This is a genomic window from Aeromonas sp. Y318-3, from assembly GCF_027706185.1.
Lineage (GTDB): Bacteria > Pseudomonadota > Gammaproteobacteria > Enterobacterales > Aeromonadaceae > Aeromonas > Aeromonas veronii.
In genome coordinates this window covers 130,162-142,984 of sequence record NZ_JAPDCN010000003.1, presented here as the reverse complement: position 1 = coordinate 142,984, position 12,823 = coordinate 130,162, and the positions used below count along the sequence as shown (strand labels likewise).

The 12,823-nt window shown below is 58.1% G+C and carries 12 protein-coding genes; 5 read left to right on the top strand and 7 right to left on the bottom strand.

Annotated elements, in window-relative coordinates; all coding sequences use genetic code 11:
• Positions 1–41: 41 nt before the first annotated feature.
• Positions 42–524, top strand: coding sequence for a TlpA family protein disulfide reductase (locus OKB77_RS05265; RefSeq protein ID WP_270817070.1), 483 nt, complete (start codon positions 42–44; stop codon positions 522–524).
• Between the two features lie 90 nt (positions 525–614).
• Here the strand turns inward: OKB77_RS05265 and OKB77_RS05260 are convergent, their stop codons facing one another.
• Positions 615–2,069, bottom strand: coding sequence for a beta-barrel assembly-enhancing protease (locus OKB77_RS05260; RefSeq protein WP_443111789.1), 1,455 nt, complete (start codon positions 2,067–2,069; stop codon positions 615–617).
• Positions 2,070–2,190: 121 nt separating this feature from the next.
• On the opposite strand from OKB77_RS05260, the gene OKB77_RS05255 reads away from it, so the two are divergent.
• From OKB77_RS05255 to OKB77_RS05245, 3 genes are read left to right on the top strand one after another with little or no spacing between them, the layout of a single operon-like run.
• Entirely contained in the window at positions 2,191–2,424 is a 234-nt protein-coding gene (locus tag OKB77_RS05255) for a sulfurtransferase TusA family protein (RefSeq protein WP_270817069.1), read from the top strand.
• Between the two features lie 25 nt (positions 2,425–2,449).
• Positions 2,450–3,520 (top strand): AI-2E family transporter, encoded by a 1,071-nt coding sequence (locus tag OKB77_RS05250; RefSeq protein WP_128816768.1) that lies wholly within the window; start codon positions 2,450–2,452, stop codon positions 3,518–3,520.
• Positions 3,521–3,555: 35 nt separating this feature from the next.
• Complete coding sequence (locus OKB77_RS05245) at positions 3,556–4,362, top strand: MipA/OmpV family protein (protein WP_158110654.1); 807 nt, start codon at positions 3,556–3,558, stop codon at positions 4,360–4,362.
• 111 nt (positions 4,363–4,473) lie between these two features.
• On the opposite strand, the gene OKB77_RS05240 is transcribed toward OKB77_RS05245, so the two are convergent.
• On the bottom strand, positions 4,474–5,274 hold the full coding sequence (locus OKB77_RS05240; RefSeq protein ID WP_158110653.1) for an alpha/beta fold hydrolase: 801 nt from the start codon (positions 5,272–5,274) through the stop codon (positions 4,474–4,476).
• Positions 5,275–5,388: 114 nt separating this feature from the next.
• Between OKB77_RS05240 and ppk2 the strand changes: the two genes are divergently transcribed.
• Positions 5,389–6,204 carry a polyphosphate kinase 2 gene (gene ppk2 / locus OKB77_RS05235; RefSeq protein WP_139442065.1) on the top strand — a complete coding sequence of 272 codons (816 nt, stop codon included), beginning with the start codon at positions 5,389–5,391 and terminating at the stop codon, positions 6,202–6,204.
• Positions 6,205–6,316: 112 nt separating this feature from the next.
• On the opposite strand, the gene OKB77_RS05230 is transcribed toward ppk2, so the two are convergent.
• The 5 genes from OKB77_RS05230 to yejK form a co-directional block, all read right to left on the bottom strand.
• Entirely contained in the window at positions 6,317–7,453 is a 1,137-nt protein-coding gene (locus tag OKB77_RS05230; protein ID WP_270817068.1) for an ABC transporter ATP-binding protein, read from the bottom strand.
• A 68-nt stretch (positions 7,454–7,521) separates the two neighbouring features.
• Complete coding sequence (gene malG / locus OKB77_RS05225; protein ID WP_005333868.1) at positions 7,522–8,412, bottom strand: maltose ABC transporter permease MalG; 891 nt, start codon at positions 8,410–8,412, stop codon at positions 7,522–7,524.
• A 12-nt stretch (positions 8,413–8,424) separates the two neighbouring features.
• Positions 8,425–10,077 (bottom strand): maltose ABC transporter permease MalF, encoded by a 1,653-nt coding sequence (gene malF / locus OKB77_RS05220; protein ID WP_005333870.1) that lies wholly within the window; start codon positions 10,075–10,077, stop codon positions 8,425–8,427.
• A 75-nt stretch (positions 10,078–10,152) separates the two neighbouring features.
• Positions 10,153–11,334 carry a maltose/maltodextrin ABC transporter substrate-binding protein MalE gene (malE, locus tag OKB77_RS05215; RefSeq protein WP_005333871.1) on the bottom strand — a complete coding sequence of 394 codons (1,182 nt, stop codon included), beginning with the start codon at positions 11,332–11,334 and terminating at the stop codon, positions 10,153–10,155.
• Between the two features lie 408 nt (positions 11,335–11,742).
• Positions 11,743–12,792 (bottom strand): nucleoid-associated protein YejK, encoded by a 1,050-nt coding sequence (yejK, locus tag OKB77_RS05210; RefSeq protein WP_270817066.1) that lies wholly within the window; start codon positions 12,790–12,792, stop codon positions 11,743–11,745.
• Positions 12,793–12,823 lie beyond the last annotated feature (31 nt).

Genomic DNA, 12,823 nt, shown 5'->3' with positions numbered 1-12,823 from the left:
GCAAGATGGGACTAGAAACGGCGCTATTGTAGGGGAAAGTGATGGTCAGGGTAAGCGGCAGTGGAAAGGAATTGAAACGAATTTGTTGGCTGATTGTGGCTGGCCTGCTGGGCGCCTGCACGCCCGCCCCCGAATTTACCGATGCAACAGGGCAGTCGGTCAGCCTGCGCCACTTTGCCGGCAAGCCGCTGCTGGTCAACTACTTCGCCCCCTGGTGCGCTCCCTGCCTGCGCGAGATGCCACGCCTCAACAGGCTGGCAGCGGAGGGCCAGATCACAGTGGTGGCCATCAACTACGACCCGACTACGCCAGCAGAGCTGGACAAACTGGCTGCGCAGTATCACATCAAGGTGCCGCTCCTTATTGCCAATGAAGATGCCAGGCTCCCCTTCCCTCGCCCAAGCGGCCTGCCCACCAGCTATCTGCTCGATAGCGAGGGCAAGCTCAAGCAGACGCTGGTCGGCGAGCTCGACCAGCAGCAGCTCGAGATGCTCAAGGCGACCGCCAGCAGCATGAGTCACTAGCCCATCGCTGCTATCACCGTCCCCCACATCAACGCCACCGCCATAAACAACAAGGGCGCACCATAGTGCGCCCTTGTTTGATAGGTTTCGTTAGCCCTTGAGGCTGTCGAGATCCTTCTTGGCCCGCTCCAGCTCGGTGATGCGCGCCTCCAGACGAGCCAGGGTCATCCGATCGCTGGTGGTACCGCGTGCCACGATCAGCTCGTCGATGGCCGCCTGATAATCCCCGCGCAGCGCGAGCATCTCGGCCCGCGCCATATGCAGCTCGGTCATTCTGCCCGCCTTGCGATAGGCATCGGCCAGCAGGTTCCAGGCCAGATTGTTCTCCTCATGGGCACGGGCATAGGGGTCGAGGATGGCGATGGACTTCTTGTAGTTGCCGCTCTCGAGGTAGGCGTTACCGAGGTTGACCACCACCACTTCGTTATCCGGCATTCTGCTGCGGAACTTCTCGAGGCGCGCGATGGCATGGGCACTACGCCCCTTGGCCAGATCGATGTCGGTCTGGGCATCGACGATAAAGAGATCTTCCGGATGACGGGCCGCCAGCTCCTGCATCAGGGTATCAGCCTCGTCGGTGCGCTTGAGCTGGATCAGCGCCAGCGCCTTGCCATAGATGGCGGCATCCTTGAGCGGGTAATCCCCCTTCTGGATCCGGCTATCGAAGTAGCTCAGCAGCCCCTGCGGGGTATCGGTACCAAAACGCACCTGAATCCGTACCTTGGCCAGCCAGAAGTCGAGGCTCGGCGGCAAGTCGCGGCGACCATAGCTGCCCGCCCGAGCGCGGGCCTCGCTGATCCGGGTCTCCGGCAGCGGGTGAGTGAGCAGCATCTCCGGCGGCTTGCTGGCGTAACGGTATTCGGCAGCCAGTTTCTGGAAGAAGTTGGCCATCCCCATGGGATCGAAACCGGCATCATAGAGCGTCTTCATGCCGATGCGATCCGCTTCGTATTCGTTGTCGCGGGTGTAGTTGATGGCTGACTGCATGGAAAGACCCAGCGTGGTCTGCAGCGCGGCGATACCAGCAGTCGGGTTGATCACTGCCAGCGCGATGGATCCCACCAGACCGGCCAGAGTCACCGCCGAGCTGCTTGCCTGCGCTTCCATATAACGGGCGATGTGGCGCTGGGTCACGTGGGTGATTTCGTGGGCCAGTACCGAGGCCAGCTCGCTCTCGCTGTCGGCGTAGAGGAAGAGGCCAGTGTGCACCTTGACTCGCCCGCCGAGGAAGGCGGCCGCGTTGATGCTGGGATCATTGATGAGGAAGAAGGTAAACGGGAAACGCACCCCATCGGCGTTGGTCAGCAATCGCTGACCCAGATCGTCAATGTACTGGCTCAGCACCGGATCATCGATGATCGGCAGACCCGCACGGGCAAAGCGCATAAAAGCGTTGCCGTAACGCACTTCCTGCTCGATGGGCAGGGCAGCAACCCCGGCCGTGCCGATGTCAGGAAGCTGATTGTTGGCCTCGGCATGAAACGTGGCGCCCATCAGGGAAGCCAGCAGGGGAAGCGATGCCATCAGGGGGGAAAAGCGTGCCACGTTATCTCTATCTCCATCAGAAAGGGCCTCGGCAGAATACCCTTGCCCATCAAGGGCTACAAGCGTTGTTTCACGCTCTTATCACGGCCATAATAGCGGCCACTTGCCTGATGGAGCCCCCATGGAAGTTCTCGACCTGACCCCCTGGCGTTGCCCCGAGCCGCTGATCCGGCTCAAGCTCTGGTTAAGGAAGGCCCAAAGCGGTCAAACCGTCACCATCCTGCTGGCCGATGCGGGTTCACGGCAGGATATTCCGGCCTATCTGCAGCGTCAGGGCCACCATGTCGAGATGCAGCAACAACCGGACAATACCCTCTCTTTGCAGTTGGTTGTCGGGGCGAAGCAACCATCTTGAGCTCCAGTGATGTAAGGATGCAGTCATGTTAGAAGTATTGAAGCGCTGGTATCAGACCCGTTTTTCCGATCCCGATGCCGTTACCCTGTTCCTGTTGCTGGTGTTTGGCTTTGCGGTGCTATGGCTGTTTGGCGACCTGCTGGCTCCCCTGCTGGTGGCGCTGGTGCTGGCCTATCTGCTGGAGTGGCCCATCGGACGGCTGCAGCGAGCCAAATTGCCACGGACCCTGGCTGTCACTCTGGTGCTGCTGTTGTTCATCTCTGCATCCGTGCTAGTGGTACTCGAACTGGTACCAACCTTGCTGAACCAAGGGGTCAATCTGGCTAAAGAAGCACCGGCAATGCTCTCCCACGCGCAGGATTATGTGCGCACCCTGCCGGACAAATACCCCGAAATCATCGATGTCAGCCTGGTGGAGACCGTCATCGACAATATTCGCCAGCGCATCCTCACAACCGGTGAACAACTGGTGACGCTCTCTCTCAGCTCGCTGGTCAACATCGGGGCGCTGCTGGTCTATCTGTTTCTGGTGCCACTGATGATGTTTTTCCTGCTCAAGGACAAGCAGTTCTTGATAAGCTCCCTGCGTCGCTTCCTGCCACGCAACCGGGCACTGGTCCAGCGGGTCTGGATTGAGATGAACGAGCAGATCATGAACTATATACGCGGGAAAATTATCGAAATCCTGATTGTCGGCGTGATCACCTACGGCGCTTTTACCCTGCTCGGCCTACGCTACTCAGCCTTGCTTGCGGTCGCGGTCGGTTTCTCTGTGCTGATCCCCTACATTGGTGCTGCCGCCGTCACGGTTCCCGTGGTGATGGTCGCGCTGTTTCAGTGGGGGTTGACGCCGGAGTTCACCTGGCTGGTCATCGTCTACACCGTAATTCAAGTGCTCACCGGCAACTTGCTGGAGCCGCTGCTTTTTTCCGAAGCACTCAACCTTCATCCTGTGGCCATTATCATCGCCGTGCTGGTGTTTGGCGGCTTGTGGGGATTCTGGGGAGTCTTCTTCGCCATTCCCCTCGCCACCCTGGTCAAGGCGGTGATCAATGCCTGGCCAAAACGTGAAGAGATGCCCGGTGCCGCAAAATAACCCGCATCCCCTGCAATCGTGACAACGGAGTGTCCATGACCTTTTTTCGTCAAATCAGAGCGGCAGGGATGACGGCCCTGCTCCTCGCTGCCGCTATGCCAGCGCGTGCCGATATCGATCTTGGCGCCATGGATCTGCTCACCAGCGACAGCCCTACCAGCCCGGTGCCACAGGGCTTTGTCGCCGGTGCGGCGCTCATCGGGGGACAGGCCCGTTATGAATCGCAGGACAACGCCCTCTACGCCATCCCGGGCTTTATCTACTTCGGCGACCAATTCATGTTTCTGGGGGATCGGGCCCGCTACTACTTCCACAAGGATGAGAACGTGGCCCTCTACGGCTATGGCCGGGTCCGTTTTGGCAATCTGGATCCCGAGGACTCGCCCGTTTTCAGTGGTATGGAGCAGCGAAAATGGCAGCTGGAAGGCGGGATCGGTGGCAACATCATCACCCCCTATGCCCTGCTGACCGTGCGGGCCAACAGCGATGTCACCGGCCGCAGCAAGGGGCAGGAGCTGCTGCTGTGGGCCGACTTCCCCATCCTGCGCGACAACCTGCTGATCATGCCGGGGATGGGGCTGATGCTGCGCAGCGACAAGATGGCCAACTACTACTTCGGCGGTATCTCCGAAAGCGAGGCCACCGCCCAGCGGCCAGCCTGGGACACGGGCTCAACCCTCTCCCCCATGGCGGCGCTCATCACCAGCTACCGCTTCAGTCCCAACTGGATTGGCATGTTTGCCATGAACTACGAATGGTATGATCGGGACATCAAAAACAGCCCCATCGTCCAGCACGATGGCGAACTCTATGCAGGATTTGCCTTGGGCTATATCTGGTAACAGTTATGAGTCTTGAACCGTGAGACACGACCAAACAAAAGGGAGCCCTCTGCTCCCTTTTTCACGACCATCAGGCTGGTAGTAAAGCCTGCTCAAGCTGCCAATTCAGGCTTACAGCGCCGCCAGAAACTCGGTCAGTTGCTGATTGACGAAGGACGGATTTTCCAGCGACGAGATGTGGCCAGCGGCCGGGATCTCCTTGAACGGGCAACCCAGTACCTCGGCCATCAGATAGCCCTCCAGCACCGGGCGCGCCTTGTCCTCGCAGCCGGTCATCACCAAGGCAGGAGTGCTTATCTCCTCCAGCCACTCGATGCGATCCTCGCGAGTCACAAAGCTGCGGCCCACCGCCACCATGGCGGCAATCTTATCCTTTGGCCAGGCGGCAAGGCGCGCCTTGAAACCGCTCATCAGCGCCTCATCAGGCTGATTGGCAAAAAAGAGCGGCGCCACCTGTTCGACGATGGGCGCCGGCACGGTGCCAAGCTGCTCGATCATCGCCAGCATGCCGAGGTAGCGCTCGCAGGTGATCTGCGGCTCGAGGCCAACGAAGCTGTCCATCAGCACCAGCCCCTTGAGGCGAGCTGGTGCCATGCGCGCCAGCTCCACACCCCACATGCCGCCGATGGAGAGGCCCACCAGCACGAACTCGTCGACCCCGAGGGCATCGAGCAGCGCCAGATGATCGCGCGCCAGGGTTGCCAGCGTGCAGGCGCCTTCCGGAAGCAGATCGGAATCGCCGTGGCCCCACAGATCGGGAACGATGCAGCGATAGCTCCCTTTGAGCGCCTCGATTTGCGGCGCCCACATGGTGCTGTCCCACAGATAGCTGTGACCAAACAGCAGCACCGGCCCTTGCCCTTCATCCAGATAGGCCATCCGGCGGCCCGCTATCTCCATAAAATGCTTCATGTTATCTCCTGTTGCCAGCGATGGGCGGGCAGTGTATCACGTCCCCCTTGGCAGTCGACTCTCCCTGGTGCAAGCTGAAGTGACGGCAAGAAGGGACTCAAAGAGGAGAAGAAGATGCCGAAGGACAAGAGCAAGAAGCGGCCACGACTGGACAAGAAATGTTATGAACACCACCTCGCCCACCTGCAGGAGGAGCTGGTCAAGCTGCAGGAGTGGGTCAAGCAGGAGGGACTGAAGGTAGTGGTGCTGTTCGAGGGACGGGACGCCGCCGGTAAAGGGGGCGTCATCAAGGCGATCACCGAGCCCCTCAACCCCCGGGTCTGCCGGGTTACGGCGCTGCCCGCCCCCTCGGACCGCGAGCGCTCCCAGTGGTACTTTCAGCGCTATGTCGCCCACCTGCCCGCTGCTGGCGAGATGGTGCTGTTTGACCGCTCCTGGTACAACCGGGCCGGGGTAGAGCGGGTGATGGGCTTTTGTAGCGACGCCGAGTATCGCGAGTTTCTGCGCGCCTGCCCCGAGTTTGAGCGGATGCTGATCCGCTCCGGCATCACCTTGATCAAATACTGGTTCTCAGTCAGCGATGAGGAGCAGGAGAAGCGCTTCAAGGAGCGGATAAATACGCCCATCAAGCGCTGGAAGTTCAGCCCGATGGATTTGCAATCCCGCTCACGCTGGGTGGAATACTCCCGCGCCAAGGATGACATGTTCACCTACACCGACACCGAGGATTGTCCCTGGTTCGTGGTGGAGGCAGATGACAAACGCCGTGCCCGCCTCAACTGCATCGCCCATCTGCTGAGCAAGGTGCCCTACGAGGCGATCCACTACGAGCCTATCAAGCTCCCCCCCATCAAGACCGAAGGGTATGAACGCCCGCCGCTGGCCAGCCAGACCTTTGTGCCCGATATTACCGCCGAACTCGAGGCTTGAACCGGGTTACCTTGCCTATCTGCATGTTCAGATCGCAGGCAATAAAAAGCCGGTCTGACGACCGGCAAAAAGGCATTGATTATTAAGAAAGGAAAACCAGCACAACAAAAAATCAGGTACGGATATATTTGGCGGTACGGGGGAACGCCTGCTCCTTGGCATCGAACAGGTAGCAGGCTTCGGCCGGGATACCCACGCTGTAGGTCTGACCGGTCGCCACATCCACATCCGAGGTGGCCTTGACGGTAAAGTCGTGACCATCCACATCCATATAAACGAAGGACTCGGCACCCAGGTGCTCGGCCACCTGCACGATCCCGCTCACCTTGCTGTACGCATGGGGGTGATCCAGCGGCATCAGGTGCTCGGGGCGAATGCCCAGCTCCACCTTGTCACCCACAGCGCCACTGCGGGCATCGACCCGGGCACGCACGGTATCGCCAGAGGTCAACTTGACAAGGCACTCCTGCTCGCCAATCTCCAGCAACTCGCCCGCCAGGAAGTTCATCTTGGGAGAGCCGATAAAGCCCGCCACGAACTTGTTGTCCGGGTTGTGGTAGAGATCCAGCGGTGAACCGAACTGTTCCAGGTTGGTGGCAGCTTCGGCCTTGAGCGGGCTCAGCACCACAATCTTGTCGGCCAGGGTCATCGCTTCCACCTGATCGTGGGTCACGTAGATGATGGTGGAGTTAAGCTCCTTGTGCAGCTTGGCGATCTCGATCCGCATCTTGACCCGCAGGGCGGCATCCAGGTTGGACAAGGGTTCGTCAAACAGGAATACCTGCGGCTGCTGCACGATGGAGCGACCGATGGCGACACGCTGACGCTGACCACCGGAGAGCGCCTTGGGCTTTCTGTCCAGCAGCGGCTCGAGACCCAGGATCTCGGCGGCGCGCATCACCCGCTTGTGGATGTTCTCCTTGTCCATTTTCTTGAGCTTCAGACCAAAGGCCATGTTCTCGTAGATGTTCATGTGCGGATAAAGGGCGTAGGACTGGAACACCATGCCGACGTTGCGCTCTACCGGCGGCACGTCGTTCATGTAGCGACCGCCGATGGTCAGCTCACCGCTGGTGATGTCTTCCAGACCCGCGATCATCCGCAGCAGGGTGGATTTGCCACAGCCGGACGGGCCGACGAAGACAATGAACTCCCCTTCCTTGATGGAGAGGTTGATGTTGCGCAGGGTGTCCTTGTGAACAGCCGGATCGTAATTTTTGCGAACGTTGTTGAGTACTACTTCAGCCATGACGAGCTCCGCTCTTGAATCTTTGCAAATCGTGATAGCGGGGGGAGTCAGCTCCCCCGGCCATAAACTTAACCTTTCACACCACCGGCGGTCAGACCGCCAACCAACCAGCGCTGTGCCAGCAGGAACACCACAGTGATGGGGAAACCGGAGAGCACTGCGGCCGCCGCGAAATCACCCCACAGATAGTTCTGCGGATAGAGGTACTGCTGGGCCCCGACCGCCAGGGTCAGATTATTCACATCCTGCAGCAGGATGGAGGCCATGGGCACCTCGGTAATGGAGCCGATAAAGGCCAGAATAAACACTACCGCCAGGATGGGCACCGACAGGGGCAACAGGATCAGACGGAATGCCTGCCACGGGGTCGCACCGTCGATGGCCGCCGCCTCCTCCAGGGAGGAGTCGATGGTCTCGAAGTAGCCCTTGATGGTCCAGACGTGGAGGGCGATACCACCCATGTACGCCAGGATCAGGCCACCGTGGGTATTGAGACCCAGCCAGGGGATGTAGTCACCAATCTTGTTAAAGAGCGCGTAGATGGCTACCAGTGCCAGCACTGCCGGGAACATCTGGAAAATCAGCATGCCCTGCAGGATGGTGGACTTGCCACGAAAACGCAGGCGGGCAAAGGCGTAGGCACAGGTGGTGGAGAGCGTCACGATCATCAGGGCAGTGATGCCGGCGATCTTGATGGAGTTCCACAACCAGGTCAGCACCGGGAACGGCGGCGGCGTGATGCTGCCGTCGGCGTTGGTGATGGACATGCCCAGCGCAAGCTTCCAGTGATCCAGCGTCGGATTGGAGGGGATGATCTCCCCTACCGCGAAGTTACCGTTACGGAACGAGATGGCGATAACCATGATCAACGGGAAGATGATCAACGCCAGGAAGCCCCACATGACCAGGTGGGTTGCCCACACCCGGTATTTGACTGATTTGGGTTGTACGATTGCCATGTTGAAGCCTCCTTACAGCTGCTTGTCGGCTTTGGACAATTTCAGGTTGAGCAGCGCCAGCGCACCCACGATGAGGAAGATAGCTGTGGCGATGGCACTGGCCAGACCGTAGTCCTGACCACCCGATCCCTGGAACGCAATCCGGTAGGTATAACTCACCAGCAAGTCGGTGGTACCGGCCGGGGTGCTGGCGCCGATGATGTCGGGCGCACCGTTGGTCAACAACTGGATAAGCACGAAGTTGTTGAAGTTGAATGCGAACGAGGCAATCAACAGCGGTGTCAGCGGCTTCATCAGCAGCGGCACGGTGATCTTGAAGAAGTTCTGCACCGGACCGGCACCGTCCATGGCGGACGCTTCATAGAGATCTTCCGGGATGGCTTTGAGCAGGCCCATGCAGAGGATCATCATGTAGGGGTAGCCGAGCCAGGTGTTGACAATCAGGATCATCACCTTGGCCAGGAAGGGGTTGGTATACCAGTCCGGTTTGATGCCAAACGCCGCTTCCAGGAACATGTTGATCTCACCGAAGTTCTGGTTGAACAACCCCTTGAACACCAGGATGGAGATAAACGCAGGGATCGCATAGGGCAGGATCAACATGACCCGATAGAAACCGCGCCCCTTGAGCTCTTCCCACTGCACCAGACAGGCCAGCACCATGCCGATAGCCAAGGTGAAGGCGACAGAACAGGTTGAGAAGATCACGGTCCAGATGAAGATCTGCAGGAAGGGTGACTGGATGCCCGGATCGGTGACGATGCGCGCGAAGTTCTTCCAACCGACGCTCACCACAAAGCCCGGAGCAATCCCCTTGCCGACAAACTGACCCTGTTCGTCGATGTACTGATAGAAGCCGGTCTCGCCATTGGGCAGCATCAGTTCGCCATTCTGGGTATCACGCAGCAGGTTGCTGTCTTTGATCACCACGCCGGACTTGAGCACGGCACCATCCATCAAACGGGTGTAGTGCTGCTTCTGGGCGGCAAACTTGCGCAGGCTGCTCAGGGTCAGGTGGGTACCGCCATCCGGCAGCACCAGATCAAGGTCACTCAGGTGAGTACGATGCTCAACAATGGCGCGGATCGGTGCGGCCTTGCTGGCCGCTTCGCCGGTGAAGGGCTGCAGCTCGACCACTTGCTGGGTGTTCTGCACACGGCCCTCGCGGGACGCCAGCTCACGGGCCTTGTTGGTCATCAGGGAAACAGGTTGGCTGATAAAGGATTGATCATCCTGTGTCAGCAGCAGCTGGAACTGGCCGTTGTCGCCACCCAGCAGGGTAAAATCGAATTCACCGCCCGCCACCTTGTAGGTTTTCTTCAGGTGGTAGTCCCGCGCCTGCTCCACGGAGAGCAAGTTGGACCCCGAATAGTTGGTGAAGGCAATGCCAATGGTGTAGGCAAGAGGGAAGATGATAAACACAACCATGCCCGCAACACCCGGAAAGATGTAGCGATGGGCATAGGTCTTCTTGTTCATGAAGACATACAGACCGACGGAAACCACCACCAGATCCAGCAGCGCGAATACCCACTCGCCACTGGCGTACATCATCACGGCTGCGTAGCCGTTGAGGATGGCAACCAGGGCCGCTATGGTCCACTTAAGCCAGGTGTGCTTATCCTTCGGACCGGCATAGGACTCAACAGAAGGTACTACTTCCATGCCAATTAACCTTTATAACGCCAAGAGAGATTTGAGAGAGTGGGAGGCCATGACGGCCTCCCGGGTAGTGCGTGCTTACTGAACGATACGCTTGGCAGCGGTATCCAGAGCTTCGTCAACACCCTGACGACCGGAGGTCACGTTCTTGAGGGCAGTTTCGAAGGAAGACCAGAAACGGCTCATCTCGGGAACGGATGGCATCGGCTCGCCAGCCTGGGCGTTCAGCATGGTGGCCTTGATGTGCGGATCGGATTCCAGGGTCTTCTGGAAGGATTTCAGCGCAACGGCACCCAACGGCTTGTCGGCGTTAACCGGCGCCAGACCGGCATCGGTCAGCAGGTAGTTTTCCAGGAACTCGATAGCCAGATCCTTGTTCGGGCTGGCGGCGTTGATGGTGGCACCCAGTACGCCAACGAAGGCTTTGGCCGGCTTGCCGTTCAGGGTCGGCAGCGGCGCTACGCCGTACTTGATGCCGCTCTTGTCCAGGTTGCTCCAGGCCCAGGGACCGTTGATCATCATGGCCACTTCGCCCTTGTTGAACTTGGCGTCCATCACACCGTAGTCGATGCCTTTTTCCAGGTGACCGGACTTGATCATCTCGGAGATGTAGCCCACGCCCATCTTGGCACCTGCGTTGTTCACGCCGGTATCTTTAACGTCATAACCGGTAGCGGTTTTCTTGAAGGCGTAACCACCGTTGGCAGCCACCAGCGGATAGCTGAAGTACGGGGTGTCATAAGCCCACATGATGGCGCGCTTGCCGTTTTTCTTCAGAGTCTCGTCAATCTTGGCGATCTCTTCGAAGGTTTTCGGCGGCTCGGGCAGCAGGTCTTTGTTATAGATCAGGCTGACCGCTTCCATGGCAACCGGGTAGCCATAGGTTTTGCCATCAACAGTCATGGCATCCCATGCCAGCTGTTCAAATTTGCCTTTGGTGGCAGCGTTCGGCGTTACCGGAACCAGCAAACCGGCTTTGACCCACTCACCGTAACGGTCGTGAGCCCAGAAGAAGATGTCCGGGCCGTTGCCAGTGGCGGCGGCTTGCTGGAATTTCACTTCAACCTGATCCGGGTGAGCCACAGTAACCTTGATGCCGGTTTCTGCTTCAAACTTCTTACCCACTTCAGCCAGACCGTTGTATCCCTTGTCACCGTTGATCCAGATGGTCAGCTGGCCTTCATCGATGGCAGCAGTAGCAGAGCAAGCGACGCCAAGAGTGGCCAGACCGATCAGGGATGACAGCAATTTCTTTTTCATGAGCCTTTCCTTGTATTAGTTCCGCGCTGTAAGAGCATTGTGTGCGAGATGAATATTATCCCAAGCGGCAAACGGCTCACATGACGCAACTCGCATTTTTGAAATGCAATTACGTATTTCCTTCCAGAAAGTTTTGAAAACATTTTCTTATTTCAGGGAATTACGGCCATTTATCGGCTTAATTCCAGACAACCACAGAATAATAATTACCAAAATGAAATAAAATTTCATGAATGAAAGGGTTTTCACCTCAATGAAAACCCTTTCAGATGGTTTATTTTGTTTGATTTGTTAACAAAGTACCGCGCCAGTTTCGAGGTCTGCCCGGGCGCAATAAAAAAAGAGACCCCGCCGGGGCGGAGTCTCTTTTTGCCAGAAATGACGACTTGATCACACTCGGGAGCATGACTACGACTGGCGCAGCAGCTGATCCTTAAGATTGGGCGGCACACCCTTGATGGTCAGGGTGTCGGTCTGGGGGTCGTAAAAGATCCGGCTGTTCAACAGCTTCTGCTCAAAGCTCAAAGTCAGGCCGCCACCGGAGCCGACAAACTTGGTCAAACCACGCAAGGTAGAGCGATCCGCCGGGAAACGCTCTTCCAGCTCATACTCCTGACCGATAAAGCTGTAAAAATCGAGGTCACCGTCGCTGGGCAATTCTGCAGACAGCTCCTTGATTTCAATCTCTTCACCGGCACTCGCCTGTTCGGTGCAATATTTGAAGACCTGCTTTTTATAGTCGTTGCGCTCGGTCGGTTCGAGCTGACGACTGTCGCAATAATCTTCAACCGCCTGCAGCAAGCCTTTATTTTGTACCTTGGCATCCATGCCCTCGCGGGCACCCAGCAGATCCATAAAGAAGTCGCCCAGTTTGCGACCAATGCGCCCCTTGCTGAAGGTGATATAGCGGCGCGAATCAGGTTGGGTTTTCCATTCGGTCAAATCAATGCGGGCCACCAGATTGAGTTTGCCGATATCCAGATACTGGATATGGCGCAATTCCAGCGCTTCGCTGACGGTGACGCTCTCCTTGCCCTCCAGCAGAGCAATCAGCAGATAATCGACCCCGACGTAGTTATATTTGGCAAACAGCAGCACCCCCTGCTCATCGAGGGCGTGCTCCACCAGCTGCTTGACCAGCATCTGGGTCACGGTGACCGAGAAGGGAACGAATTCGGTCTGCTCGTCGAGCAGCTGTTCGAGGGCGATACGAAACGCGGGTGAAGGCTGCTTGGGAGCCTCTTCACCGTCGGCCAGCTCGGCCACGGCGGCCTCGGGGTCAGCAAAGAAGCCAAAGCCCTTGCCGCCCTTGCCGTTGTAGATCCGATGCAGTTCCGCCATCAGTCCCTGTACCGCCTCATCAGGGGGCAGGGTCTGGCTGCGGGTATCGGCGTGGGGTTGACCATCGCCGCCCTGGCGCAAGGAGTGAAGAATGATCTTGTCGATATCGAGACTCATGTCACAAAGCCATAGTGTTAGCCGAAAGGGT

What these genes read in the sequence shown, in the direction of transcription:
- OKB77_RS05255 (WP_270817069.1), top strand. Translation starts at nt 2,191, where the DNA reads ATGGAAGTTCTCGACCTGACCCCCTGGCGTTGCCCCGAGCCGCTGATC.
- OKB77_RS05250 (WP_128816768.1), top strand. Translation starts at nt 2,450, where the DNA reads ATGTTAGAAGTATTGAAGCGCTGGTATCAGACCCGTTTTTCCGATCCC.
- OKB77_RS05230 (WP_270817068.1), bottom strand. Translation starts at nt 7,453, where the DNA reads ATGGCTGAAGTAGTACTCAACAACGTTCGCAAAAATTACGATCCGGCT.
- malE (WP_005333871.1), bottom strand. Translation starts at nt 11,334, where the DNA reads ATGAAAAAGAAATTGCTGTCATCCCTGATCGGTCTGGCCACTCTTGGC.
- yejK (WP_270817066.1), bottom strand. Translation starts at nt 12,792, where the DNA reads ATGAGTCTCGATATCGACAAGATCATTCTTCACTCCTTGCGCCAGGGC.
- OKB77_RS05265 (WP_270817070.1), top strand. Translation starts at nt 42, where the DNA reads ATGGTCAGGGTAAGCGGCAGTGGAAAGGAATTGAAACGAATTTGTTGG.
- ppk2 (WP_139442065.1), top strand. Translation starts at nt 5,389, where the DNA reads ATGCCGAAGGACAAGAGCAAGAAGCGGCCACGACTGGACAAGAAATGT.
- OKB77_RS05240 (WP_158110653.1), bottom strand. Translation starts at nt 5,274, where the DNA reads ATGAAGCATTTTATGGAGATAGCGGGCCGCCGGATGGCCTATCTGGAT.
- malG (WP_005333868.1), bottom strand. Translation starts at nt 8,412, where the DNA reads ATGGCAATCGTACAACCCAAATCAGTCAAATACCGGGTGTGGGCAACC.
- OKB77_RS05245 (WP_158110654.1), top strand. Translation starts at nt 3,556, where the DNA reads ATGACCTTTTTTCGTCAAATCAGAGCGGCAGGGATGACGGCCCTGCTC.
- malF (WP_005333870.1), bottom strand. Translation starts at nt 10,077, where the DNA reads ATGGAAGTAGTACCTTCTGTTGAGTCCTATGCCGGTCCGAAGGATAAG.